The organism is Dietzia sp. IN118 (assembly GCF_032905965.1).
Classification (GTDB): Bacteria; Actinomycetota; Actinomycetes; order Mycobacteriales; family Mycobacteriaceae; genus Dietzia; species Dietzia kunjamensis.
This window is the reverse complement of sequence record NZ_JAUMSR010000001.1, coordinates 2,855,028-2,879,213: the sequence shown is the minus strand read 5'-3', so window position 1 is coordinate 2,879,213 and position 24,186 is coordinate 2,855,028. Positions and strand designations below refer to the sequence as shown.

The 24,186-nt window shown below is 71.6% G+C and carries 19 protein-coding genes and 1 tRNA gene; 5 read left to right on the top strand and 15 right to left on the bottom strand.

All coding sequences use genetic code 11. The features are described 5' to 3' along the window. Window positions 1-3: 3 nt before the first annotated feature. Entirely contained in the window at window positions 4-951 is a 948-nt protein-coding gene (locus Q2K20_RS13770; protein ID WP_317176847.1) for a class E sortase, read from the bottom strand. Window positions 952-1,056: 105 nt separating this feature from the next. On the opposite strand from Q2K20_RS13770, the gene Q2K20_RS13765 reads away from it, so the two are divergent. Continuing rightward, window positions 1,057-2,745, top strand: a complete 1,689-nt coding sequence (locus tag Q2K20_RS13765; RefSeq protein ID WP_269528906.1) for a hypothetical protein — start codon at window positions 1,057-1,059, stop codon at window positions 2,743-2,745. Between the two features lie 332 nt (window positions 2,746-3,077). Here Q2K20_RS13765 and Q2K20_RS13760 read toward each other — a convergent pair whose 3' ends face one another. Continuing rightward, the gene (locus Q2K20_RS13760; RefSeq protein WP_067716215.1) at window positions 3,078-3,932 is read right to left on the bottom strand and encodes a universal stress protein; all 855 of its coding nucleotides are present in this window, start codon (window positions 3,930-3,932) and stop codon (window positions 3,078-3,080) included. 211 nt (window positions 3,933-4,143) lie between these two features. Between Q2K20_RS13760 and Q2K20_RS13755 the strand changes: the two genes are divergently transcribed. Both Q2K20_RS13755 and Q2K20_RS13750 read left to right on the top strand, forming a co-directional pair. Next, a complete protein-coding gene (locus Q2K20_RS13755; protein WP_067716276.1) occupies window positions 4,144-4,584 on the top strand; it encodes a Fur family transcriptional regulator in 441 nt (146 codons plus the stop codon). 69 nt (window positions 4,585-4,653) lie between these two features. Beyond that, the gene (locus tag Q2K20_RS13750) at window positions 4,654-6,180 is read left to right on the top strand and encodes a catalase (RefSeq protein ID WP_082923904.1); all 1,527 of its coding nucleotides are present in this window, start codon (window positions 4,654-4,656) and stop codon (window positions 6,178-6,180) included. Window positions 6,181-6,298: 118 nt separating this feature from the next. Here Q2K20_RS13750 and Q2K20_RS13745 read toward each other — a convergent pair whose 3' ends face one another. From Q2K20_RS13745 to mbhE, 9 genes are all read right to left on the bottom strand, one after another. Further along, window positions 6,299-7,360, bottom strand: coding sequence for a phosphotransferase family protein (locus tag Q2K20_RS13745; RefSeq protein ID WP_096906165.1), 1,062 nt, complete (start codon window positions 7,358-7,360; stop codon window positions 6,299-6,301). Continuing rightward, window positions 7,353-8,480: a TIGR03857 family LLM class F420-dependent oxidoreductase gene (locus Q2K20_RS13740; RefSeq protein ID WP_096906164.1), complete on the bottom strand. Its 1,128-nt coding sequence runs from the start codon at window positions 8,478-8,480 to the stop codon at window positions 7,353-7,355. Before Q2K20_RS13740 ends, Q2K20_RS13745 begins: the two co-directional genes overlap by 8 nt. Before the next feature lie 171 nt (window positions 8,481-8,651). Continuing rightward, window positions 8,652-10,037, bottom strand: a complete 1,386-nt coding sequence (gene mgtE / locus Q2K20_RS13735; RefSeq protein WP_269528909.1) for a magnesium transporter — start codon at window positions 10,035-10,037, stop codon at window positions 8,652-8,654. After that, window positions 10,034-10,390: a cation:proton antiporter gene (locus Q2K20_RS13730; protein WP_235027895.1), complete on the bottom strand. Its 357-nt coding sequence runs from the start codon at window positions 10,388-10,390 to the stop codon at window positions 10,034-10,036. Before Q2K20_RS13730 ends, mgtE begins: the two co-directional genes overlap by 4 nt. A 5-nt stretch (window positions 10,391-10,395) precedes the next feature. Next, window positions 10,396-10,668 carry a monovalent cation/H+ antiporter complex subunit F gene (locus Q2K20_RS13725; RefSeq protein WP_067716228.1) on the bottom strand — a complete coding sequence of 91 codons (273 nt, stop codon included), beginning with the start codon at window positions 10,666-10,668 and terminating at the stop codon, window positions 10,396-10,398. Beyond that, a complete protein-coding gene (locus Q2K20_RS13720) occupies window positions 10,665-10,997 on the bottom strand; it encodes a Na+/H+ antiporter subunit E (protein WP_269528910.1) in 333 nt (110 codons plus the stop codon). Before Q2K20_RS13720 ends, Q2K20_RS13725 begins: the two co-directional genes overlap by 4 nt. Beyond that, window positions 10,994-12,589, bottom strand: a complete 1,596-nt coding sequence (locus Q2K20_RS13715; RefSeq protein WP_269528911.1) for a proton-conducting transporter membrane subunit — start codon at window positions 12,587-12,589, stop codon at window positions 10,994-10,996. The genes Q2K20_RS13720 and Q2K20_RS13715 overlap by 4 nt, the downstream gene beginning before the upstream one ends. Then, window positions 12,586-12,918, bottom strand: coding sequence for a sodium:proton antiporter (locus tag Q2K20_RS13710; protein WP_067716236.1), 333 nt, complete (start codon window positions 12,916-12,918; stop codon window positions 12,586-12,588). Before Q2K20_RS13710 ends, Q2K20_RS13715 begins: the two co-directional genes overlap by 4 nt. Continuing rightward, window positions 12,915-15,989 (bottom strand): hydrogen gas-evolving membrane-bound hydrogenase subunit E, encoded by a 3,075-nt coding sequence (mbhE, locus tag Q2K20_RS13705; protein ID WP_317176846.1) that lies wholly within the window; start codon window positions 15,987-15,989, stop codon window positions 12,915-12,917. Before mbhE ends, Q2K20_RS13710 begins: the two co-directional genes overlap by 4 nt. Window positions 15,990-16,126: 137 nt before the next feature. On the opposite strand from mbhE, the gene Q2K20_RS13700 reads away from it, so the two are divergent. Beyond that, a complete protein-coding gene (locus Q2K20_RS13700; protein WP_269528913.1) occupies window positions 16,127-17,584 on the top strand; it encodes a hypothetical protein in 1,458 nt (485 codons plus the stop codon). Window positions 17,585-17,695: 111 nt separating this feature from the next. On the opposite strand, the gene Q2K20_RS13695 is transcribed toward Q2K20_RS13700, so the two are convergent. The 4 genes from Q2K20_RS13695 to Q2K20_RS13680 all read right to left on the bottom strand — a co-directional run bounded on the left by Q2K20_RS13695 (window position 17,696) and on the right by Q2K20_RS13680 (window position 23,452). Next, entirely contained in the window at window positions 17,696-19,789 is a 2,094-nt protein-coding gene (locus Q2K20_RS13695; RefSeq protein ID WP_119193433.1) for an acyl-CoA dehydrogenase, read from the bottom strand. Window positions 19,790-19,932: 143 nt separating this feature from the next. Next, window positions 19,933-20,006, bottom strand: a tRNA-Pro gene (locus tag Q2K20_RS13690). Window positions 20,007-20,058: 52 nt separating this feature from the next. Next, entirely contained in the window at window positions 20,059-21,042 is a 984-nt protein-coding gene (locus Q2K20_RS13685; RefSeq protein ID WP_269501679.1) for a metallophosphoesterase, read from the bottom strand. 28 nt (window positions 21,043-21,070) lie between these two features. Further along, a complete protein-coding gene (locus Q2K20_RS13680; protein WP_317176948.1) occupies window positions 21,071-23,452 on the bottom strand; it encodes a transglycosylase domain-containing protein in 2,382 nt (793 codons plus the stop codon). 268 nt (window positions 23,453-23,720) lie between these two features. Between Q2K20_RS13680 and Q2K20_RS13675 the strand changes: the two genes are divergently transcribed. Then, a complete protein-coding gene (locus Q2K20_RS13675; RefSeq protein WP_187352252.1) occupies window positions 23,721-24,098 on the top strand; it encodes a WhiB family transcriptional regulator in 378 nt (125 codons plus the stop codon). Window positions 24,099-24,186 lie beyond the last annotated feature (88 nt).

Below are 24,186 nucleotides of genomic sequence, written 5' to 3'. Positions count from 1 at the left end.
GGCTCACTCCTCCAGGGCGGCCGGGCGGCCGTCGGTCTTCGCGGTGGTCTCCACGAGGGCGGCGTGCACGATGAGCCGCTCGGCGTTGGAGTACATCGGGTGGCAGGTGGTCAGGGTGAGCAGGCGCTCGGGGGCCTCGGTCGCGTCGTCCGCGCCCGCCGCGCCCGCTGCGCCCGCTGCGCCCGCTGCGCCCGCCTCGCCCTCTGCGCCTGCCGCACCGGGCACCGGGGCGATCACCTCGACCGCGTCGGGGGTCGTGATGTGCCGGCCCGCGACGTGGGCGTAGTCGCCGACGGCGACGCGGTCGGTCTGCCGCGGGGTGAGGCACTCGCGGGCGGCCGCGAGCCGATCCGCGCCCCCGGGCTGCACCGGCAGGAGCCGGTAGGTCTGCCACTGCGTCTCGGTCTCGATGACGATCGCGTCGCACGAGTCCAGCCGGTCGAGGTGCTCGAAGACGGCGCCGGAGCCGTTGCGGTGGCCCGCGAGCGCGGCGTTGCCCGGTTCGCCGGGCAGCTGGGTCCCGGGGTAGTGGCCCGGCCCGGTGCGCAGGTCCTCGGCGCGCGTCCCCTCCACCACCGCGTAGACCGCGTCTGGGCCGAGCGTCGGCAGGTGGATCCGGGCGAAGGGGTCGCCGAGCGTCGGCACGGGCGGCGGGACCGGATCGCCGGCGGGCCGACCGGCCGCGTCGGGGCCACTCGCGTCGGGGACGGGGCCGTCGCTCCACTTCTCCTCGAGCCCGGCGGCGGCCTCGGCCTGCAGTCGCCCGGAGGCGAGGTTCGTCCAGAACGCCTCGTAGAACACGTACAGCAGCAGTACCACGCCCACGGTGAGCAGCAGTTCGCCGAGGATCTGGCCGACGCCCGGCGCGCGGCGGGGCTTGCCGGGCTCGCGGCGGGAGTCGCCGGCTGCGCTGCGGGCCGGTGTGCGCGACGGGGCGGGGGGTCGGCTCATCCGCTCGACCACCCCGGTGCAAGCCCGTGCCTCGGCGCCACGATGGAATGGTCTCACGACGGGATCCGGGGACACCGCAGCGCCGGCGGTGATGGAATCAACCCCATGCGCTCGATGAGACGGAAGCACCCGGCGGCCGCGGTCCGGGTTGCCCGGAGGGTCTCGGCCGCCCGGGCGGTCACGGCTGCGGCGTTGGTCGTCGGCCTCGGCACCGGCGCGGCCCTGCTGCCCGCCCCTGCCACCGCGCAAGCACCGTCGACGCTTGCCGTCGCCGCGCCGCAGGCGGCCTCCCCGCCCGGGCTCGGCCCCGCGGGCACGGCCACCGTCCACGGTGACGCGGCCTCGACCGACACCCTGCCCGGCCGCGGTCCCGGCACGAACCCGGCAGTCGCGTCAGCACTCACCGGAGCCACCTGCTCGACCGTCTTCGTCGGCACCGACGGCTTCCCGGTCGCCCTGTGCACCTCGTACGTCGGACTCGCCCCGCCCACCCCGCTCGCGCCGACGGTCAAGTTGTTCCATCCCGACACCGCGGCAGTGCTGGCGGAGGTGCAGTTGGCCAAGGGGGCGCTGCTCGGCGGGGTCTACGGATACCTCGACGAGCAGGACCGGGTGGTGGTCGCGGACGGCAACCGCAGGCTGTTGGCCGTCGGGCACGAACGCACCGACGCCGGCCCGTGGCGCATGACGGTCGACGTCCTGGCCGATCTCTCCCGGGCCGTCCCGGCCGGTGACGCGGTCACCGGCCTCATGCCCGCCTTCGACGGGCGGGTGTGGTTCGCCACCTCCGGCGGGGTGGTGGGGACCGTGCGGCCCGGGGGCCACGATGACAGTGATGACGACGACGAGCTCCGCAGTCTCGCCCTGCCGGCAGGGGAGAAGATCACCAACGGACTGACGGTCCGGCCCGGCGGCGCATCGGTGATCACCACCCGCGCCCTCTACGAGATCGACAGCTCCGAGGACGGGACCCCCAGCGTGCGCTGGCGGCGCGGCTACGCGGTGGGGCAGGCGCGGAAACCGGGCCTGCTCGCGCACGGGTCGGGGACCACGCCCACCTACTTCGGGCCCGGTGACTCGCTCGTGGCGATCACCGACGACGCCGAGCACCCCGAGCTGATCGTCCTGCGTCGCGACGACGGGTCGCAGGTGTGCCGGATGCCCGCGTTCGCCACGACCCTGCGGCCCGACTCGGCCGCCGCCGACGGGGTCCTCATCGACGGGCCCGCGGGCACCGAGAACTCGATCATCGCGACCGGAAACGCGCTGGTGCTGGTCAACACGTACGGGTTCGAATACCCGCCGTTCGCCGTCGACGGTCCCGCGGTGCCCTCGTCGGCTCCGTACACGGGTGGGATGACCCGAATCGACGTGCGGGCCGACGGGGCCGGGGGACCGGACGGCGTCAGCGTCGGCGTCGGCGCCGGAGACGACGCGTGCTCGCGTGCGTGGACCTCGCTGGCCCGGACGGCGTCCCTGCCCAAGCTCACCACCGGCGACGGGCAGATCCACGCGCTGGCCTACGGCCCGCCCCGCGTGCTGTCCGCGCCCGGCTCCGCGACCGACCCGGGGCTCGCCTCGGCGCTCGATCAGGGGCTCGCGCAGAAGTTCGGGCCCGTCGACGTGACCTCGACCGACGTGGAGACCGGCCGCGAGGTGGCCCGCAGCTTCCTCGGCCACGCCCCGCTGGACGAACCGATGGAGCTCACCGGCACCATCGCCTCCCGCGGCGACGCGCCCGGCGTGAAGTGGCAACCCACCCTCACGCGCATGCTCCGCATCGGCCCCGCCTGACGCCGATCGCGCGACCGCTGCAACGCACGCCCGCCCACCCGCGCCGAACTGTCTTCCCGCCCACCCGCGCACCCGCGCACCCGCCGACAAGCCGACCCTGCCGCCGACAAGCCGACCCTGCCGCCGACAAGCCGACCCTGCCGCCGACAAGAGGAAAACGCGCGGCCGCTCTCGGGCGATACACGCGAAATCCTCTTGTCGGCGGGTGGGGGCAGGCGGTGCGCGGGTCAGGCGCGCGGGTCAGGCGGTGCGTGGGTCAGGTGGTGGGTGGGGTCAGCCGGTGCGTGGGTCAGGCGCGCGAATCAGGCGGTGGGTGGGTCAGGCGGCGGGGGTCAGTCGGCGGGGCGGACGACCGCGACCGCGCACGGCGCTGTCTGGAGCAGGCGGCGGCTGACCGACCCGAGCAGCAATCCGGCGAATCCGCCGTGGCCACGCGAGCCGGTGACCAGCAGTGACGCCCCCGTGGCCTCGTCAGCGACCGTGACGGCGGGCTCGCCGACGACGAGGATGAGCTCGACGCTGACCTCCGGGTGGCGGGCCTCGTGCGGGGCGAGGGAGTCGAGGATGTCCTTCTCGTCCTCGGCGAGCACGCTCTCGGCCAGCTGATCGAGGTCGAACAGTGACGTGCCCGGCAATCTGGGCACCTCCACCGAGTGCACGGCGCGCAGGGTGACACCCCGGCGCTCGGCCTCGGCGAACGCGAACGCCACGGCGGGGTCACTCGCCGCCGAACCGTCGGCGGCCAGGACGACCGGGCCCCCGGTGGGGCTCTCGGGCGTCCGCGGGGTGATGACGAGGACCGGGCAGGTCGCGTGCTCGACGACGCCGGCGGAGGTCGACCCCATCGCGAAGTCCTCGCGCGCGGTGAGGCCGCGGCTGCCCACGACGATCGCCGAGGCGTCGCGGCCGACCCCGACCAGCGCGCTGACGGGACTGTCCGCGATCACCCGGTGGGTGGTCGGCACGTCGGCGGTGAGGTCGGCGAGCTGGTCGCGCATCGCGCCCTCGACGTTCGCGCGGGCGGTCTCGTCGAACGCCACGACGCGGCCCACCGCCCGGTCGGCGGAGATCACCTCGAGTGACGTGCCGTGGTCGCGGGCCCAGGCGGCCGCCCAGGCCACGGCTCTGCGGGCGTCACGCGAACCGTCGTACCCGCACACGACCGGTCCGGTGGTGGTCTCCGACATGGGTTCCTCCTGCAGGTTCGGGGGCACGCGGTCAGGGCCGCCGCGGTGCGGTGACGGCGATCCGGGGTCCGGGTCCAGCCTAGTCGCAGCCCGTTGACGGTCGCCCGTGCTCCGCGGACCCCGGACGCGTGCCGGGTCGGCCGATGGGATTCCTAGAACAGAGCCCCTCGTTTTCTGGACCTGTTCCAGAAAGTGGGCTAGGGTGATGCCCATGACGACAGCAACCGAGGACCAGGGGGCAGTGCTCCGCGATGCCGGGCTGAGGGTCACTTCGCCGCGGCTGGCGGTCCTCGCCGTCGTCGCCGGTCGTCCCCACATCGCGGCGGAGGACGTCGCGACTCTCGTCAGGGAACGGCTGGGCGCGGTGTCCACGCAGACCGTCTACGACGCGCTGCGCGTGTGCACCGACGTCGGCCTCATGCGCCGCATCGAACCCGCCGGCTCCCCGGCGCTGTACGAGCGTCGGACGGGGGACAACCACCACCACCTCGTGTGCCGGAAGTGTGGGCGCATCGAGGACGTCGAATGCGCGGTCGGACACGCCCCCTGCCTCACCGCCGACCGGGACCACGGCTTCGAGATCGATGAAGCAGAGGTCAACTACTGGGGAACTTGCCCCGAATGCCAGGCAGGGCAGGCCTCGCTTGTCTGATACTGAGGCCTGGACCACACCACTACTCCGCACCTTCTACTCCACACCCCATCTCGAGGAGCAACTGACGTGACCATTCATCCCGCAGACCGCGGCGTGCGCGACTTCCAGCCGAACTCCCACACCACCACCGACAGTGGCCAGCCCGTCCCGCACGACGAGTTCAGCGCCCAGGTCGGCCCGCAGGGTCCGCAGCCGATCCACGACTTCCACCTCATCGAGAAGCTCGCCCACTTCAACCGGGAGAACGTCCCGGAGCGCCTGCCCCACGCCAAGGGCTCGGGCGCGTTCGGCGAGTTCGAGACCACCGAGGACATCTCGGACATCACCTGCGCCGGCCTGTTCCAGAAGGGCGTCAAGACCCCGATGCTCGCCCGCTTCTCCACCGTCGCCGGTGAGAAGGGCAGCCCGGACACCTGGCGCGACCCGCGTGGCTTCGCCCTGAAGTTCTACACCGAAGAGGGCAACTACGACATGGTCGGCAACAACACGCCGATCTTCTTCATCCGCGATGCGATGAAGTTCCCGGACTTCATCCACTCGCAGCGCCGCAAGAACGCCTCCGGCCTGCGCAACCACGCCATGCAGTGGGACTTCTGGACCCTGAGCCCCGAGTCCACCCACCAGGTGACCTGGCTCATGGGCGACCGCGGCATCCCCAAGACCTGGCGCCACATGGACGGGTTCGGCTCGCACACCTACCAGTTCATCAACGCCGCCGGCGTCCGCCACTGGGTCAAGTTCCACTTCAAGACCAACCAGGGCATCGACTTCCTCACGCAGGCCGAGGCCGACAAGTTGGCCGGCGAGAACGCCGACTACCACCGTCAGGACCTGTTCGAGTCCATCAAGAACGGTGACTTCCCGTCCTGGGACCTTCACGTCCAGGTCATGCCGGTCGACGAGGCGGACGGGTACAAGTACAACCCCTTCGACCTCACCAAGACGTGGTCGCAGAAGGACTACCCGCTGCGCAAGGTCGGCACCATGACGCTGAACCGCAACCCGCAGAACCACCACGCGCAGATCGAGCAGGCCGCGTTCGCGCCGACCAACATCGTCAAGGGCATCGGCTTCTCGCCCGACAAGATGCTGCTCGGCCGCGTCTTCGCCTACCCGGACATCCAGCGCTACCGCATCGGCGCCAACTACCAGCAGGTGCCGGTCAACCGTCCGCTGTCTCCGGTGAACTCCTACTCCAAGGAGGGCGCCATGCAGTACGAGTACCCGCACCCCGCGCAGGCCGAGTACCACCCCAACTCGCTGGGTGGTCCGACCGCCGACGCGTCCAAGGCGTTCGACATCGGCGCCTGGGACACCAAGGGCTCGGACATCCACCGCGGCGACGTGAGCCCGCACGCCGAGGACACCGACTCGGTCCAGGCCTCAATCCTGTACCGCGAGGTCCTCGACGACGCCGCCCGCGAGCGGCTGGCGGCCAACATCGCCGGTCACGTCTCGGCGATCGACCCGTCGGAGACCGAGCTGCTCGACCGCGTCTATGCCTACTGGGCCGCCGTCGACCAGGGCCTCTGCGAGGCCGTCAAGGCAGGCGTCGAGGCGAGCCCCCGCGGCAACCACACGCTGCAGGAGTGACACCCCGGTAGCCGGCCAGTAGCAGGCCGACATCCGCTACTCCCCCTACGGATTCGCTACTCCGATTGGACTAGCGAATCCGGGGGCGGGGTAGCGGATTTCGTTGTGTCGTCGTCGGTCAACCGGCCCGGGCCATCGCCAGCGCGTCGTGATCCGCGATGGCGCGGCACGCCCGCCGCATCAGCAGGGCGAACATCTCGTCACCCCGATCCGTCCGGGTGCCGTACATCCAGCCGAAGATCCCCAGCACCGGCGTCTGCAGCAGGCCGTAGACGTAGTCGTCCCAACAGGCGTCGGCGGAATAGTCGGTGACACCGTGATCCAGCAGGGCCCGGTGGTAGTCCGCCACGATGTCGCGCTCGGCTGCCCGCCGGTCGTCCACGGTGAGGCTCGAACCGAGGAACCCGCCCAGGTCACGCCCGGGCAGGCCCACCGCGAGCGTCTGCCAGTCGCAGGCCAGCGAGGGACGGTTCCCGGCCGGGTCCACCAGCATGTTGTCGGCCCGGTAGTCGGCGTGCAGGAGCGCGAACCGCTCGGCCCGCCCGTTGGCCCACCGGGCGATCAGCGGGGCGATCTCCGCCATGATGCGGCGCTCGTCGTCGTCGAGTCTTCCCCCGAGTTCGGAGAGGAACGCCTCCAGCGCCGGCCCGCCGAGCTCCTGGAGAGTGACGTTGTCCTCGACCGTCGGCGCCGCGAGGCCCTCGATGCTCCGGAGCGTGGGGTCGCACCAGCGCGGTCCGTGGAGTCCTGCGAGGTTGACGGCGCAGTCGCGGGCCTGGTCGATCGTCAGCCCGGCGAGCTGGTCGCCCTGGACGAGCGGGGTGACGTCGTCGAGGATGAGCGTGAACTCGCCCTCCCGCTCGCCGAGTGCGGCGAACCGGACCCGCGGGACCCGCACGGCCACGGTCGGCGCGAGGTCACGATAGAACAGCACCTCGGTCCGGTACACGCCGTGCAACAGCGGCCGCATGCCCTCGTCGGGGTTCGGCAGTTTCACGAACAGCGTCGGCGGGAGCCCGTCGCCGTCGACGTGGGCGAGCAGGCCGCATCCGATCTGACCGGTGCCGACCAGCTCCGTCCGCACCGACCGGACCTCGGTGCCCAGGGCCTGCGACAGCCACGGCGCGGTGACCTCCTCCGGCGTACAGACCACCTGCGGGTTCGACGCGACACTAGTCATGACGGGAGATCCTTCCGGGATTGGGCTCGAGGTGGGCGAAGCGGTCGGGGTCCCGGCGCCCGCGCCACTCGGTGAGCACCGGGGCGAGCTCGTCGGGAGTGGCACCGTGCAGGACCACCGAGTCGGCGCCGAGCGCGAGCTGGCCCTCGATCCGGTCGGCGCACTGCGCGGCGCTGCCGACGGCGGCCGTGGCGAGCCACGCGTCGGGCAGGACCTCGCGGGCATGGCGCAGAAGGTCGAGATCGTCGGTGGCGTCGAGCGCGCCGGAATGGGAGGACAGTCGCTCGTCCGCGCGGAACGCCTCGAGCTCCGCCCGGTCCCACCCGTTCACCCGCACCAGGACATCGCCGTAGCCGGTGAGGTAGGTGGCCAATCGCCCGACGAGCTTGCGCAACCGGGCCGTCTCGTCGAGCGAGTCCTCGATGGTCGCCATCACCGACCAGATCCGCACGCCCGCGGGGTCGCGGCCGGCCTGCTCCGCGGACTCCCGGACCAGGCGGACGCAGCGCTGCACCGCCGCATCCGACATGAAGGTGTGGAGCACGACGCCGTCGGCGATCCGCCCGGCCAGCCGCAGCTGGTTGTCGCCCATCGCCATCATCAGCACCGGGATGTCCTCGTCGAACGACGCGTCCTGCATCAGGTACGGGTAGCTGCCGGCCGGGCCGTCGTGACCGACCACCGCCCCGCCGCCCCACAGCGTGCGGTAGATACCGATCGCGTCCTCGAGCTGCGCCGACGTCACGTGCGGCAGGCCCATGATGTCGAAGAGCAGGGAGATGCCCCGGCCCAGTCCGAAGGCGTAGCGCCCGCCGGACATCCGGTGCAGGGTCGTCGCCATGGTCGCGGTCACCAGCGGGTGGCGGGTGTTGTGGTTGGTCGCGGCGGTGCCCACTCCGATCCGGGAGGTCGCCGCTACCGCCGCGCCCGCCATCACCGCGGCGTCCTTGAGCGCGAACCTCTCGGACAGCAGGATGGATCCCAGGCCCAGCTCCTCGGCCCGCGCGGCTTCGGCGATGAGATCCGCCGGGGAGGCGCTGTGTCCGGCCAGCCCGTAGCAGGCGAGCTCGGGCATGAGGGCGGGGGGAGCGGCAGGCGGTCGGGCGGCGTCGTCGGCCATGGGCACCTTCGGGGCGAGGGACTCCGGACGAACCGGATGTGACATGTGTCACCCTAGCGCCACGTGGTGTCCGGCAGCGGCGGTTCCCGCGCTCCGTCGGCACGGTCGCCCTACGGTGTCGCGGGTCGAGCGTCGCACCGCAGCGCACCGCAGCGCACCGGGGAGTTCGGCCTACAGGCCCAGGACCGCCCGCGCGATGAGGAAGTAGACGATCAACCCGGTGGCGTCGACGAACGTCGTGATGAACGGGTTGGAGAAGACGGCGGGGTCGGCGCGGACGGCCTGCGCGAGGAGCGGCATCAGACCGCCCACGGTCGCCGCGACGGTGCACAACACCAGCAGCGTCAACCCGATCACGAGGCCCAGATCGGTGCCGTAGATCAGTCCCGCGGCCAGCGCCCCCACCGCGCCGAGGACCAGACCCAGCGTGAACCCGGTCCGCACCTCCTGGGCCAGTACGCGCAGCCCGTCGCGGGGACGCACGTCCCCCAGCGCGAGCGCACGGGTCACCGTGGTGGCCGCCTGGTTTCCGGTGTTGCCGCCGGTGCCGATGATGAGCGGCACGAACAGCGACAGTGCCACCACCTGCTCGATCGTCCCCTCGAACACCTCGAGCACCTGCACGGTCAGCGCGGCGCCCAGGGCGAGGACCAGTAGCCACACGACACGTGAGCGCACCAGGGATCGCACCGGGGTCGCCAGGTAGGGCGCGCGCAGCGGTTCCGAGCCACCGGCGCGCGCGGTGTCCTCGGTCTCGGCGTCCTCGAGGATCCGGAGGGCGTCGTCGAAGGTGAGGATCCCGACCAGCCGGCCCTCGTCGTCGACGACCGGCATCACGATGAGGCGCTCCTCCGCGGACCTGCGCGCGGCGGTCTCGGCGGACTCGCGCGCCCGCGCGGTGATCGCGTCGTTCATCAGGTCGCGCACCGCCGTCTCTGGGTCGGCACGCATGATCGCGCGCAGACCCACGATCCCCACCAGGCGACGCTGGTCGTCGGTGACGGGGATGCCGTAGATCGTCTCCGCCTCGTCGATCCGCTGGCGCACACGGTCGAGGGTCTCGCCGGCGGTGACGTCGGGGTGAGTGGAGATGAACTCCGGGCTCATCCGCCGACCGACCGAGCCGACCGGGTAGTCGAGCACCGCTGCGGTGAGGGCCTGCTCGTCGTGGTCGAGTTCCCGCATGAGCCGGGTGGCCACGCGCGCGGGAAGCTCGTCGATCAGCCCGGCCCGGTCGTCGGGGTCGAGGTCGGTGAAGATCTGGTTGACGCGGTCCGTGTGCAGCGCGCGGATCAGCTCGGACTGCAGCGGCGGGTCGAGGGCCTCGAAGACCACCAGCGCGGTGCCCTTGGACAGCAACCGGAACAGCACGGCCCGGTCCTTGGCGCCGCTGCGCTCGAGGACGTCGACGATCAGCCAGGGCGGCATCTCCTCGACCATGTCGGAGGCCGTGCGCAGGTCACCACTGTCGATCAGTGAGTCGATCCGTCGGGCGGCGTCGGCCGGATCACGCAGGGTCTGGTCCCGGCCGTCGCGTGCGTCACCCGGCCCGGTCATGTCCCGGTCTCCTCGGCGATGTCGTCGTAGGCCGTCAGCGGATCGAGTCTGCCGTCCGCCCGGTAGGCGGCGCGGGCCAGCGTCATGGAGGCGACCGTCGTCACCACCACCGTCGCTCCCAGGGCCACCAGCGCCATGAGCAGCTGCGCCCAGGAGAACCCGGATCTCAGCTCGTGCCCGTAGGCCGAGAAGATGAACAGCATCATCCCCAGGCCGGTCGCCACGGAAAGGATGTTGATCCGGGTCAGCGCGTCGCCGGCCCGGGACATGGTCACCGCGGCCACCAGGAAGCACAGCGACCCGAGCAGCGCCAGTACACCGATCACCAGGTCCGCGATCATCGAGCCCCCCATCCCCGTCACCGCTGTCCTCGGGAGAGCAACCGTGCGAGGGCGACGGTCGAGAGCACACCGATGAGCGATCCGAGCATCACCACGTCCAACGCCACCGCGGACCCCTGACGGATCACGAACAGCACGAACAGCGCCACCGCGCAGAAATAGCTGAGATCGGCCATGACGGCACGGTTGGCATCGCCCGGTCCGCGTACCGCGCGGACCGCCGCCACCACCATGCTCGCGACGACGATCACAGTCGACACGGCCAGCAGCACCGTCAACAGCGGGCTCATTCGTCTTCACCTCGCAGAACGGACAGCACCCGGTCCTCGGTCTGACCGAGCAACTCGATCATCTCCTGACGGGGCCCGCCGAGCACGACGTGGACCCACATCTCGTCGTCACCGATGACCGTCACCAGTGTTCCCGGCGTGACGGTGATCGCCCAGGCCAGGGCCGTGATCTCCACGTCGGTGCGGCAGTGCATGGGGTAGCGCACCAGCACCGGGGTGCCGATCGGACCGGGGGTGACGGCCTCCTTGGCCAGGGCCACCGACGACAGCACGACGTTCCACAGCAACCACCCCAGGACGACCGGGGCGCGGAGTACCCGACGGATCACGAGCGTCCCCCGATCGTCGAGTCCGTCATCGCATCGGGGCCGTCGAGCACGGCCGAGACGTAGGCGTCGGTATCGACGAGGCCGGCCACCGCCCGGTCCACCTCCGGGGCGATCGCCCCGTACCCCAGGAAGATGGCCACCGACAGGGCCGCGAGTACGCCCCCGGGCACGAGCAGGCGCGCCGGCACGCGCGGAGACGGGCGAACGTTGTCGTCGTCATCATCGTCACCGTCGTCGCCGTGCTCGTCAACCCCCTGCTGGCGCTCGTCGCTGTCACCGTCGTCATCGCCGGGACGGGGCGCGGGTCCGCCCCACATGATGCCGCGCCACAACCGGAGCATGGCCACGAGCCCGATGAGGGAGGAGACCAGGACGACGACGACGGTGGCGACTCCCCATGCGCCACCCGTCCCCAGGGCGGCGGTCACGACCTCGAGCTTGCCGGTCAGCCCCGAGGTGGGCGGCAGTCCGACGAGGGCCGCGATGGCGAGCACCAGCAGCACCCCCAGCGGACGTTCGCGGTACCAGAGGCCCGACAGCCCGCCCAGCTGCCCGCTGCGGTAGACGTGCTCGGCGGCACCGATCAGCATCACGAGCGCCCCGATGGTGACCATGTGGTGGATCATGTAGACGATCGCGCCGCCGGGAGCCTGCGCGACCGCCAGCGCGGCGAGGATGACGCCGACCCCGGAGACCATCTGCCAGGCGAGGATCTCGCGGGCACCGACGGGGGACGCCGAGGCGACGGCACCCCACAGCGCGGTCACCAGCGCCACGACCAACAGGACGCGGCCCCATGCCGGATCGAGGTCGAAGGCGGTGGCCCAGATCCGGATGACCGCGTAGAGAGCCACCTTGGTGTGCAGCGCGGAGAACAGCGCCATGACCCCGGCGGAGGTGCCGGGGTAGGCGCGGGGCAGCCACCCGTGGACGGGTACGGCGCCGGCCTTGATGCACAGGGCCATGAGCACCACGCCCAGGGCGGCGGCGACCCGGCCGTCCTCCTGTGCCGCTCCAGCGAGCACGGCGAGGTTGACGCTCCCGGCGGTGCCGTACACGAAGCCGACGCCCGCGAGCAGCAGCGTGGAGGTGAGGAGGTTGATCACGACGAACAACCGGCCCACGCCGAGGCGGCGCCACGTGCCCGTCATGGCGATGAGCGCGTACGAGGGCAGCAGCATGACCTCGACAAAGACGAAGAGGTTGAACAGGTCGCCGGTGAGCAGGGCGCCGTTGGCGCCGGCGAGCAGCAGCAGGGCCAGCGGGGCGAAGTAGCGGCTCCGGCCGAACTCGCCGGTCTGGTCACAGAACACCAGGGACATCAACGCCACCACACCGGTGGTGACCAGCATGAGCGCGGCGAACGAGTCGGAGACGAAGGGGATCGCGACGCCCGGCACGAAGCCGCCCATCGACGCGGCGATCACCGGTTCGGACCGGTGCAGTACGAGGAGCACTCCCCCGGCGACCGCGGTGGCCGCCGGGACCGCCAGCGCCACGAGACGGCCGGCCTGCCGGGACGGCAGGATCGCCGTGACGGCGGCCGCCATCACGGGAATGGCTGCCAGCAGGGGCAGGAGCAGGGCGGTCACGACGCGTACTCCTCACCGGTGGGCGGGACGTTGTGGGTGTCGTCGTCGCGGCTCACCACGGCGAGCGAGAGCATGAACACGGTCACCGCAAGCGTGATGACGATCGCGGTGAGGACGAACGCCTGGGGGAGCGGGTCGGCGGACACGTCGACTGCGTTGACGTCGGCGAGTGGCTCGGCCCGCCAGGCCGCCACGCCGGCGCTGAGCAACGTGAGGTTGACCGCGTGGCTGATGAGCGCGAGACCGAACACGACACGGACCATGCCGCGCTGCATCATCAGGTAGACGCCGCCCGCGGTGAGGACGCCGATCATGATCGCGATGGTCACCGGGCGACCTCCTCGTCGGTTCCGCGACGAGTCCCCGGGGTGCCCCCGGTTACGCCGGTGTCGGCCCCACCACCGGTTTTCCGCGGCGCTGACCTGCGTCGGCCGGTGTCCGGCGCGTCGGGGCCGGAGACGACCTCTGCGGGGGCGCGGCCCGCGCCGAGCGTGTTGAACGCGGTCATGACCAGTCCGAGGACGCCGGCGTAGACCCCGAGGTCGAAGATAAGGGCACTGGAGAAATGCTGGCCCAGGAAGTACCCGTGGGCGGGCTGGAGGAACTGCCCGAGCGCGTAGCCGCCGATCCCGGTGAGTCCGGCGACCACCAGCCCCCCGCCGATGAGCGCGACCGGGGTGGAGGGTCGGCTCACGGGGCGGTCCGACTCGCGGGCCAGGTAGACCAGCGCGAACGCGCACGCCGCCACCAGGGCGGCGATGAAACCGCCGCCGGGCTCGTTGTGGCCACGCCACAGCAGCATCACGGAGACCACGGCGAGGACCGGGGTCACGCCCCGTGCGAGAAGCTTCAACGGCACGGTGTTGCGGGTGGCGTCCTCCAGCGCCTCCGCGGCCGTGCCGGTGCTCTTCGCGGAACCGGGCAGGGTCTCGCGGACGGACCCGGGATCCATGGTCTGGGCGGTGGCCCGGACCGAGCCGAGGACGCCGAGGATCGCGATGCCGGCCACTCCGAGCACGGCCACCTCGCCGAAGGTGTCGAGAGCGCGGAACTCCACGAGGATCGTGTTGACGATGTTGCTCCCGCCGGTGATCTCGGGGCCGTTCTCGAGCAGGTACACGCCGATCGGGGAGCGTTCCCGGCGCCCGGTGAAGACCAGGACCCCGATGGTGGTCGTGATGCCGGTGAGGACGGCCAGCACGATGGCGGCGATGTTCCTCGGGCGCGAGGCGGCGATGAAGTCGCGGGGCAGGCGCCTCAGGACCAGCACGAACATGATGACCGTGAGCGCCTCGACCAGCAGCTGGGTCAGGCCGACGTCGGGCGCGCCGAGGCCGAAGATCTGGATGGTCACGGCGATCCCGACCGCACCCAGTAGAACCGCTGCGGACAGTCGCGAGTGCGTGACGCACAGTCCCAGCACGCCCACCGCGACCACGAGGAGCAACACGACGTCGATCGCGCTCTCGAGCCCGCCGACGCGCGGGGGGATCGAACTGCCCGTCGCCAGTGCCCAGCCGCCGATCCCGACCGCGTAGACGCTCAGGACCGCCAGCAGGGCGCCGGCGTGCCGGGCGGGGGAGTCCGACGCGGTGGGACGGACCAACGCACGGCCAGCGCGGGTGGCAGCCGATATCAGGCCCTCGAGGACGGAGGCGCCCGTGAAGGGCAGCAGCTCCCGGTCGAGCGCGCGGTCGATCGGCGTGCGCTTCCAGGCCAGCAGGGCACCGACGACGAGGATCAGGGCGGTGAGGCCGACCTCGAGGGTCAACCCGTGCCACAACACGAAGTGGGCCTCGTACGCCAGATCCGACTCGTCGGACCCGGGCGGGAGGGCGCGGTACTCCGCGAAGCCGCGTTGCACGGGCGCCCACCCGAACGGCCCGGCCGCGGCCTCGGCGACCGCGGACATCGGCACGTCGAAGACCCAGACCACGAGCGCCAGCGGCAACCCGATCGCGGCGGGCAGGGCCGCGGGCAGCCAGAGCCGGACCGGTGCCTCGTGGACCTCGCCGGGGTCGGTCGCCGGCCGGGACGGGTCGCGGTAGACGCCGAGGAAGCCGCCCAGCACGATCCGGGCGCAGTAGAGGAAGGTGAGGATCGCCCCGATCACGGCGGCGGTCAGCAGGGCGGTCACCGCCACCGTGTTCCCGCCGGCGACGTCGCCGAACGCGATGAGCATGGACTCCTTGGACACGAAGCCCAGGGTGGGCGGCACGGCGGCCATGGCGCCCGCGCCGAGCACGGTGGCGCCGAACGTCCACGGCATGCGGCGCCACAGCGGGCCGAGGTCGCGGATGTCGCGGGCCCCCGCCTCGTGGTCGACCACGCCGACCAGCATGAACAGTCCGGACTTGAACAGGGCGTGGGCGACGGTGTGCAGTGCGGCGGCGGCGAGCGCCTCCTGCGTCCCCACGCCGATCGCCGCGGTGATCCACCCCAGCTGGCTCACGGTGGAGTAGGCCATGAGCTGCTTGAGGTCGGTCTTCTGCAGGGCGAACACGGCCGCCATCACGGCGGTGCCCATGCCCACGGACACGAGCAGTGCGTTCCACACCGGCACGTCGTGGAAGGCCGGGGAGAACCGCATGAACAGGAAGATCCCGGCCTTGACCACGGCCGCGGCGTGCAGGTACGCGCTCACCGGGGTCGCCGCCGCCATCGCGTCCGGCAGCCAGAAGTGGAACGGGAACTGGGCGGACTTGGTGAACGCGGCCACCGCCACGGCGACCGCGATCGCTGCGGTGAAGCCGGGGTCGGTGGACCACACGTCGTGCGCGAGGGCCTCCGAGATGGAGGTGGTGTCGGTGCGCAACCACATGGCCACGAGCGCGCCCAGCAGCACGAGGCCACCGACGACGGTCACCGTGAGGGTGCGCAGCGCGGCGGCGTAGGCAGGGCGGCCCGAGTTGGCGATCAACGCGAACGACGCCAGCGACGTGAGCTCCCAGCACACGTACAGCAGCACCATCGAGTCCGTGAGGACGAGCCCCAGCATGGAGACCGTGAACAGGGTCATGAGCTGGTAGAAGCCGTAGTGCTGTGGGCGCCGCCCGCGACCGTGTCGGCGCCCGTGCCCGTGGTCACCGCCGCCGGAGAGATACGACGACGAATAGATCAACACGATCGCGCCGATCACCAACGCGAGCATCGCGAAGAGCAGGCCCGTGGGGTCCGCGAACAGGTCCAGGGTCCAGTCTCGGGCGGGCACCCAGGGGATGCGTACGACCTCGGTGGGCCTCCCCGACAGGGCCAGCGAGAGCGGCCCCAGCAGCGCGAACGCCCCCAGTAGGTAGAGCGCCGCGAGCGGCCATCCCGCGCCCCGGCCCAACCACCGTGTGAGCGGCCACGCGAGCAGGGTGGCCAGACCTGCAGCAGCGATCGCGAGGACGGGGCTCATGGCTCCTTCCTGCGCGGCAGCGGGTGGCGAGGGGTGCGAAGGTTTCCACGGAAGTTTATCAACAGCCACGGACACCGATGCGGGGGCATGCCGAGTGACCTGCGGGAACACCGGTTCCAGGGGGCTACGATCCGGCCATGACCTCCTCGGACGCCCCCTCTGAGACCTCGCCGGACACCGACATCCTGCCCGTCACCGACCCCGGCACCTCCCCTCGATCAGACCCCCCGGACGCGCCGGACGCCCCGGGCCACGAGGTCGGCGCCGCCCGCGGGGGACCCGCGCGGCGGCTGCTGGGCCTGGCGCTGATCGTCCTGCCCCTCGTCCTGGCCGCACTGTGGGCGGTGGTCGGGCCGACCCCCCAGCAGGAGGACGCCGCCCCCGGCGCCGGCGGGCCGCTGCGCTCGGCGCTGGCGGAGGCGTCGGCCAACTCGTCGTTCACGGTCGCCGGAGCGGAGCAGTTGCGCTCCGGGACGACCGAACTCTCCGACGGCGCCGGGCAGCTGCGAGACGGCTCCGCGGAGTTGGCCACCGGCATGGAGCAGTTGCAGGCGGGGATGGGGCAGGCCGGATCCGGAGCCGAGGAGGTCGCGGGCGGCGTCCGTCAGGTCGTGGGTGCGGTCCGCGGGGTCGCCGTGATCCAGGGGCAGGTCTCGACCGCGATCGAGGACGCGCTGTCGCGGCTGCAGGGCGACGCCCCGGAGGTCGTCCAGGCGCGCAACGCCCTGACCGGGCTCCGTGACCAGCTGGCCACCCAGGGCCTCGACCAGAACACTCTGAGCAACCTCGACCAGCTCGACTCCGGCGCGGCGGAACTCGCCCGTCAACTCTCCGCGCCGGGCGCCGAGCTGCGCGACGGCGTCTACTCCGCCACCCGTGGCGCCCGCGAACTCGCCGCCGGCGCGGGCGAGCTCGCCACGGGAGCCGACACGCTCCGCGACGGTGCGGCCAGCGTCGCCGACTCCGCCGGCCGCACCCAGGAGTCCATCGGCAAGACCGGGCGGGCCCTGGCCGTCGAGCAGGGCGACGCCGGGCTGGAGGCCGCCGCGGCCGCCGACGACTCCGAGCGCCGCACCTCCGCCGGAATCCTCGGCGTGGCCGCCGCAGCGATGCTCGGAGCACTGCTCGTCCAGCTCGTCCGCCGGCCCGGCTCGTCGATCGCCGAGTCGGTTCTCGCGCTGACCCTGCTCACCGCGAGCCTGTCCGCGTGGGCGCTGGCCACCGCCGACGGCCCTACCGCGGGCGGGGCGACTGCGGCCGTGGCTGTCGTCGCCCTCGTCGTCGTCGCCTCCTCCGCCCTGTGGCGCGCCCTCGTCGCGGTGCTCGGCCCGTGGCCCGGTCGGATCACGGCGGTGATCCTCGCCGCCGCGTCGGCCGGCGCGGCGTGGTGGGTGTGGGTCGCCGGCGGCGCGCCCTCGGCGATCGTCACCGTCACCTCGGCGACCACGACCGGGCAGGCCACCGCGGCGCTCGACGCCGTGCTCCTGTCCGGGCCCGCCTCCGTTGCTTGGACCGGTGCGGCGGTCCTGATCGCGGTCGCGGTGTTCTCGCTCCTGGCGGTGATCGTCGCCGGTCGGCCCCGCGCCCGCCGGTAGACGTCGCGCCGAGGCGGACCCGCTCCCGCCGCAACGAGAAGAGCATTCCGCACGCCTCCCTCTCGGGAAACGTGTGCGGAACGCTCTTCGCGATGAAGGGGTCGCGCGAGGTCAGTCGGCCAGCCCGACGACCTCGTGTTCGTCGGCGGGCTCGTCGGTGATCGTGTCCACGCCGCCGTCGGTGAGCATGGGGACGGTGAAGACGAACTCGGGGATCGCGAAGGCGTCGACCAGCGTGCGCGCCCGGCCGGCCAACTTGGTGCAGAGGCGGTTGCGGGCCGCGGTGGCCGCCTTCGTCCGCTCGGTCGTCAGGCGGTTGTGTTCGAGGAACCAGCCCTTGTCGCCGTCCACGATGTCGAGCACGTACAGGTCGCACAACATCCCGAGGACCTCCCTGGCCTCCGGATCCTCGCAGGCCTCCACGGCCTCGGCGAAGCGGGCGAACACCCAGCTGTCCATGTGGGCGCGACCGGCCTGCAGGAGATGGTCCTGCGCCGAGTTGAAGACCTTGAACGCCGCCGAACCGTCCTGGCCCTGAGCCTTGCGCAGCCGGCGCGCGACCGTCTCCAGCAGGTGCTCCTCGCGGTCGACGAGGAGCTGGAGCTGGTTGCCGCGGTCGAGCAGGTCGGTGTGCTCGCGGTCCGTCACGGCGTCGACGAGCTTCTGCCACAGGGTGGAGGCGCGGGCCTTCTCCTGCACCACGTCGACGGCCGTGCTCAGGGCGAACGCGACGGTCTCGCGCTGGTCCATGTCGCCGAAGTCCGCGGCATAGGAGCTCAGGAGCTCCTTGCCCACCAACTGGGTGAGCACCACGTTGTCGCCCTCGAAGGTCGAGAAGACGTCGCAGTCCTTGCGCATCTCCGTGAGCAGGTTCTCCGCCATGTAGCCGGCGCCCCCGCAGGCCAGGCGGGCCTCGATGATCGTGTCGTTGGCGAACGCCGTGACCGAGGCCTTGATACCCGCGGCGTGGGTCTCCATCTCGCGGCGACGGACCTCGTCGAAGGCCTCCGGGTTCTTCTCGAACTCGTCCAGTTCGAGGATGATCGCGTTCTGCGCGCACGCGAACGCGTACGCGCGGGCGACCCGCGGCATGAGCCGGCGCTGGTGCTCCCGGTACTCCAACAGCGGGATGCCCTTGCCGGTCTCCGGGTGGTCGAACTGCCGGCGGACCAGTGAGTACCGCACTGCCAGCGCCAGCGCGGTGCGCGCGGACGCGCCCGCCGCCGCTCCCACCGACACCCGACCGCGGATGAGCGTGCCGAGCATGGTGAAGAATCGGGCGCCCACCGAATCGATGGGGGAGGAGTACTCCCCGTCGGCGTCGACGGCGCCGAAGCGGTCGAGCAGCGCCTCCCGCGGGACCCGCACGTCGTCGAACCAGATCTTGCCGTTGTCCACGCCCGCGAGGCCGCCCTTGGGGCCGTGGTCGGTGGTGCGGACGCCCGGCAGGTCGTTTCCGGCCTCGTCGCGGATCGGCACGAGCAGGCAGTGGACGCCGTGGCGGAGTTCCCCGCCGTCGTCCGCGGTCGTGATCAGCTGGGCGAACACGGCGGCCATCCGGCCGTCGCGGGCGGCGTTGCCGATGTAGGCCTTCTCCGCGCTGGGCGTGGGGGTGTTGACGACGAACTCGCCGGTCTCACGATCGAACGTCGCGGTCGTCTCCAGGTTCTGCACATCCGAGCCGCCGCCGACCTCGGTCATAGCGAAGCAGCCGAGCAGGTCCAGGGACATGACGTCCGGCAGGTACTTCTTACGGGTCTCGGAGTCGCCGAGGTTGGCGATCGCGCCGCCGAACAGGCCCCACTGGACGCCGGCCTTGACCATGAGGGACAGGTCGAGGTGGCCGAGCATCTCGAAGGACGTCAGCGCCCCACCGGTGTCGCCGGTCCCACCGTCCTCCTCGCGGAACCCCAGCTTGGGCATCCCGGAGTCGGCCAGGCGCTGGAGCTGCGCCAGTACATGGTCGCGATGCTCCTCCATGCCCAGCCCGATCGGGTTGAGCATGTCCGGGGTCATGGCCTCGCGCGTGAACTCGCGGGCATCGGCCCAGGTCCCGTCGAGGACCTTCTGCAGCGAGGCCGCGAGGACCGCGTCCCCCGCCCCGGTGGTGGTGATGCGGCCGTAGTTCGGGTGCACGGCCGGGCCGGTCCCGGGTGCGCTGTCCCCTGCGGCGGCGGCGTTCTGGACGTCGGTCTCGGAGGTCATGACACGACTCTACGGAGAGTCCGCGCCGCTGTGCACCGGAAGAGCGGCCCCACGTCGGCGGCACCACGGCAGGGGGAACCCGAGGGCACGGCACGAAATGGCCGAGGGCCCGGATCACTGACGTGATCCGGGCCCTCGCATTGTCGGGGTGGCGGGATTTGAACCCACGGCCTCTTCGTCCCGAACGAAGCGCGCTACCAAGCTGCGCCACACCCCGGTCGACAACGAGGGATACTCTAGCGCCCCGCCGCCGGAATCGCGAAACCGGGTCAGACCGGCAGGGGCACCTTCACCCGTTGCGGGGTCACAGGGACCTCGGATCCCTCTCCGCCACCACCGGGGGCGGCGACCAGTTCCAGCAGGGTCGCCTCCGGGCGGCAGAACGTCCGAACCGGCACGTACGGAGAGGTGCCCAGGCCGGCGGAGACGTGCAACACCAGGTTCCGCCCCCACGCGGACAGGCCCTGGGCCCGCGAGCGGTCGATGCCGCAGTTGGTGACGATCGCGCCGGTGGGGAGGCAGAGCTGACCACCGTGGGTGTGCCCCGCGAGCGCGAGGTCGTACCCGTCGGCGTCGAACCGGTCCAGCACGCGTGGCTCCGGCGAGTGCAGCAACCCGATCCGCAGGTCGAAGGCGGGCCCGGCGGGTCCGGCGATCTCGTTGTAGTGGTCCCGTCCGATGTGGGGGTCGTCGACACCGGCGACCAGCACGCTACGGCCGTCGACCGCGATCTCGGCGCGCTGGTGGGTGGCGTCGACCCAGCCCCGCTCGTTGAAGGCGGCCCTGAGATCCCGCCACGGCAACGGGACGGCCGAGTGCTTCTGGCGGCCTATCCCGATGTACGGCAGCGGGCTCTTGGGGACCGGGGCGTAGTAGTCGTTGGAGCCGAACACGAACGCCCCGGGCCGGTCGAGCAGTGGCCCGAGGGCCTGGACCACGGAGGGCACCGCCCGGGCGTCGGAGAGGTTGTCACCGGTGTTGACGACCAGGTCGGGCTCCAACTCCGCCAGCGAGTTGACGAACTGCTGCTTGCGCTTCTGGCCGGGCATCATGTGCAGGTCCGAGACGTGGAGGATCGTCAGGGGCCGCGAGCCGGGCGCGAGCAGCGGCAGGGAGTGGCGGCGCAGCGTGAAGGCGTTGCGCTCCCAGCCCGTGGCGTACACGGTTCCCGCCACGACCGCCCCGGCGAGGACGGCCGCCGCGCGGGCGGGGGAGGTCGTCGAAACCCGGGTCTTGCGTGAAGGGCGTGACATCAGTCCAGACTACCGACGCCGGGCGGGGTCACCGCGGCGGCGAGATGGTGATGGGGGCCAGGCCCGGCACGTTGAGCACGATGGGTTCGTCCCCGACCGGCGCCCCCGGGCCGGAGGCGCCCTGCCCCTGCGCGCCGGTGCCCCCGCCCCCGCCGCCGCCCGATCCGTCGGAGACGCGGAGGGTGAGCTGGGACCCGGGGATGCCGGTGCTGCCGTCGACGCCGATGACGGTGCCGTACGGGCGGCCCGTGCCGGAGACGAACTGCGTGTTGACGACGAACCCGGCGTTGGTGAGCAGCGACGTCGCGGCGGACTGGCTCATGCCCGCGACGTCCGGGGCGGCGGCCCCGCTGGTCCCGGCCTGGTAGGCGGGATCGGGCGCGGGCAGTCGGAGCGGGCCGTAGATGTCGGCGATCGGGGAGAAGGCCGAGAACCAGGTCTGTGCCGGCTCGAGGCCACCGAAGAGGTTGCCGTACGAGCACTGGCGCAGGGGGCTGGTGCACAGCTCGGTGGTGGTGGTGCCGTCGTTGAACGCGTAGACGGCCGCCGCGTAGTTGTTGGTGAAGCCCAAGAACGCGGAGGACCTGTTGGCCTCGGATGTTCCCGTCTTGCCGGACATCGGCAGGCTCCACCCCGCGCCCGATGCGGCGCCGGCCGCCGTGCCGCCGCTCACGTGGTCCTTGGACATGGCGACGGCGAGGGTGTCGGCGAGCCCTTCCTCGACCACCTGCTCGCACTCCGGCTCGTTCAGCTCCACGGGTGCACCCGTGCGGTCGGTGATCGACTCGATGGGACTGGGGGGACACCAGACGCCGCCGGAGGCGATGGTGGCGCCGACGTTGGACAGTTCCAGCGCGTTGACGGCGGTGGGCCCGAGGGTGAACGAGCCGAGGTTGTTCTTCTTGACGAATTCGCTGATGGAGTCGCCTCCGGGAGCGGTGCCCTTGCGGTCGTAGGAACGCATGCCGAGGCGGACCGCCATGTCGACGGTGGGCGAGACGCCCACGTCCTTGATGAGATTCACGAACGTCGTGTTGGGCGACTGCGCGAGGGCGTCGGTCACGGACAGGGAGGAGGGGTACGAGCCGGCGTTCTCCACGCAGTACTGTGCGGGCGGGCACCCGGCGGCGCCACCGGCGCCGAGTCCGGAGACCTGGACACGACGCGGCACCGGGAGGCTCGTGTTGGTGCCCATGCCCTTCTCCATGGCGGCGGCGACGGTGAAGACCTTGAAGACCGAGCCCCCGCCGTCGCCGACCAGCGAGAACGGCTGCGGTTGCACGGTCTGGCTGTCACCCAGTTCGAGTCCGTACTGGCGGCTGGAGGCCATCGCGACGACCTTGTGGGCGTCCTTGCCGGGCCGGACGACGCTCATGACCTCTGCCACGCCCTGGGCGGTCGGGTTGCCGTACGTGTCGACCGAGCGCTGGACGTTCGACTGGACGGTCTCGTCAAGGGTGGTGCGGATCGTGTACCCGCCCTGCTCCACCATGTCCCGACTCAGGCCGTTCTCCTCGAGGTACTGGAGGACGTAGTCGCAGAAGAATCCGCTGTCACCGGCGGTGATGCACCCCCGGGGCAGCGGGTTCGGTCGCTCGAGCACACCCAGCGGTTCGGCCGCGTAGGACTCGCCCTCCGCCGGGGTGATGGCGCCGGTCTGGACCATCGTGTCGATGACGGTGTTGCGGCGCTGCGTGGTGCCCTCGGGGTTGGTGTACGGGTCGAACCGACTGGTGGACTGCACCATGCCCGCCAGCATCGCCGCCTGGGGGACGCTGAGGTCGCGGGCGTCGACGCCGAAGTAGGTCTGCGCGGCGGTCTGGACGCCGAACGTGCCGTTGCCGAACGAGATCAGGTTGAGGTACTTGGTGAGGATCTCGTCCTTGCTCAACTCCCCGTCGAGGGTGAGCGCCATCCGGATCTCTTTGATCTTGCGCGCGGGCGTGGTCTCGACCGCGGCGCGACGCTCCGCGTCGTTCTCGGCGGAGACGAGGAACTGGTAGTTCTTGACCAGCTGCTGGTCGATCGTCGACGCGCCCTGCTCGACCTCGCCCGAGGTGGCGTTGGTCAGGGCCGCGCGGACGGTGCCTCGCCAGTCGACACCGTTGTGGTCCGCGAACCGGCGGTCCTCGATGGCGATGATCGCCAGCTTCATCTGCTGCGAGATCTCCTCGCTGGGCACCGGCACGCGCTGCTGGTCGTACAGCCACGCGATGGGGGCGCCGGCCGAGTCGGTCACCGTGGAGATCGACGGCAGGTCACCCTTGATGAGGTCCGCGGACGTCCCGGCCAACGTGTCGGCCATCTTGTTGGATGCCAGCCCCGCTGCCCCCGCGATCGGGAACAGGGACCCCGCCGTGACCACCCCGGCGGCGACACACGTCGCGACCAGCTTTCCCAGCGAACTCATAGCCGACACACGCACAGGGTACGTGACCACCCCTCCGGGACCACCCGTCGCGCGGCGATCATGTGTCGACTCTTTACTTCTGTTGTGTGACTGCGGTAACAATATGGGGGAACGCGGGACGGATCGGACCGGAATGGGATCGCGATACACGAATCTCAGGTGCGAACGCCCGCCGACACAGTGAGTCCGCCGCGTCGGGCGGGCTCAGAAGGCCGGAGACGAGCGCGGTGAACCCGTCCACGACTCCACTCACGCTAGGGGTACTTCGATGACGTCCACCCTCCCCGGGACCACCCACTCCTCCGACCACGGGGTCCGCCCCGGTGCCGGCAACCCCCTCGGCTCCGAGGAGATCATCATCGGGGAGGGTCGCCAGGAATGGGTGGCCCAGGCCCGGTGCAAGGACATCGATCCGGACGAGCTGTTCGTCCGCGGCGCGGCGCAGCGTAAGGCCGCGTCCATCTGCCGGCACTGCCCGGTCCTGCTGCAGTGCCGGGCCGACGCACTCGACAACCGCGTCGAGTTCGGTGTCTGGGGCGGTATGACCGAGCGTCAGCGCCGCGCCCTGCTCAAGCAGCACCCCGAGGTCCGTTCCTGGGCAGACTTCTTCGCGCAGCAGATCGAGCGGCACACCGCGGTCTACTGAGTCCAGAGGTCTACTGAGTCCTGAGGTCCACCGAGTCCTGGCGAGTCGAGGCCCGGACACCTGGAGCGCGGCCCGCGGCACCCGCCGC

Bases quoted from the DNA above. Each gene is read 5' to 3' on its own strand.
- Q2K20_RS13765 (WP_269528906.1), top strand. From the start codon at position 1,057: ATGCGCTCGATGAGACGGAAGCACCCGGCGGCCGCGGTCCGGGTTGCC.
- Q2K20_RS13760 (WP_067716215.1), bottom strand. From the start codon at position 3,932: ATGTCGGAGACCACCACCGGACCGGTCGTGTGCGGGTACGACGGTTCG.
- Q2K20_RS13700 (WP_269528913.1), top strand. From the start codon at position 16,127: ATGACCTCCTCGGACGCCCCCTCTGAGACCTCGCCGGACACCGACATC.
- Q2K20_RS13675 (WP_187352252.1), top strand. From the start codon at position 23,721: ATGACGTCCACCCTCCCCGGGACCACCCACTCCTCCGACCACGGGGTC.
- Q2K20_RS13725 (WP_067716228.1), bottom strand. From the start codon at position 10,668: ATGAGCCCGCTGTTGACGGTGCTGCTGGCCGTGTCGACTGTGATCGTC.
- Q2K20_RS13770 (WP_317176847.1), bottom strand. From the start codon at position 951: ATGAGCCGACCCCCCGCCCCGTCGCGCACACCGGCCCGCAGCGCAGCC.
- Q2K20_RS13755 (WP_067716276.1), top strand. From the start codon at position 4,144: ATGACGACAGCAACCGAGGACCAGGGGGCAGTGCTCCGCGATGCCGGG.
- mbhE (WP_317176846.1), bottom strand. From the start codon at position 15,989: ATGAGCCCCGTCCTCGCGATCGCTGCTGCAGGTCTGGCCACCCTGCTC.
- Q2K20_RS13685 (WP_269501679.1), bottom strand. From the start codon at position 21,042: ATGTCACGCCCTTCACGCAAGACCCGGGTTTCGACGACCTCCCCCGCC.
- Q2K20_RS13730 (WP_235027895.1), bottom strand. From the start codon at position 10,390: ATGGGGGGCTCGATGATCGCGGACCTGGTGATCGGTGTACTGGCGCTG.
- Q2K20_RS13740 (WP_096906164.1), bottom strand. From the start codon at position 8,480: ATGGCCGACGACGCCGCCCGACCGCCTGCCGCTCCCCCCGCCCTCATG.
- Q2K20_RS13745 (WP_096906165.1), bottom strand. From the start codon at position 7,360: ATGACTAGTGTCGCGTCGAACCCGCAGGTGGTCTGTACGCCGGAGGAG.
- Q2K20_RS13680 (WP_317176948.1), bottom strand. From the start codon at position 23,452: ATGAGTTCGCTGGGAAAGCTGGTCGCGACGTGTGTCGCCGCCGGGGTG.
- Q2K20_RS13695 (WP_119193433.1), bottom strand. From the start codon at position 19,789: ATGACCTCCGAGACCGACGTCCAGAACGCCGCCGCCGCAGGGGACAGC.
- mgtE (WP_269528909.1), bottom strand. From the start codon at position 10,037: ATGACCGGGCCGGGTGACGCACGCGACGGCCGGGACCAGACCCTGCGT.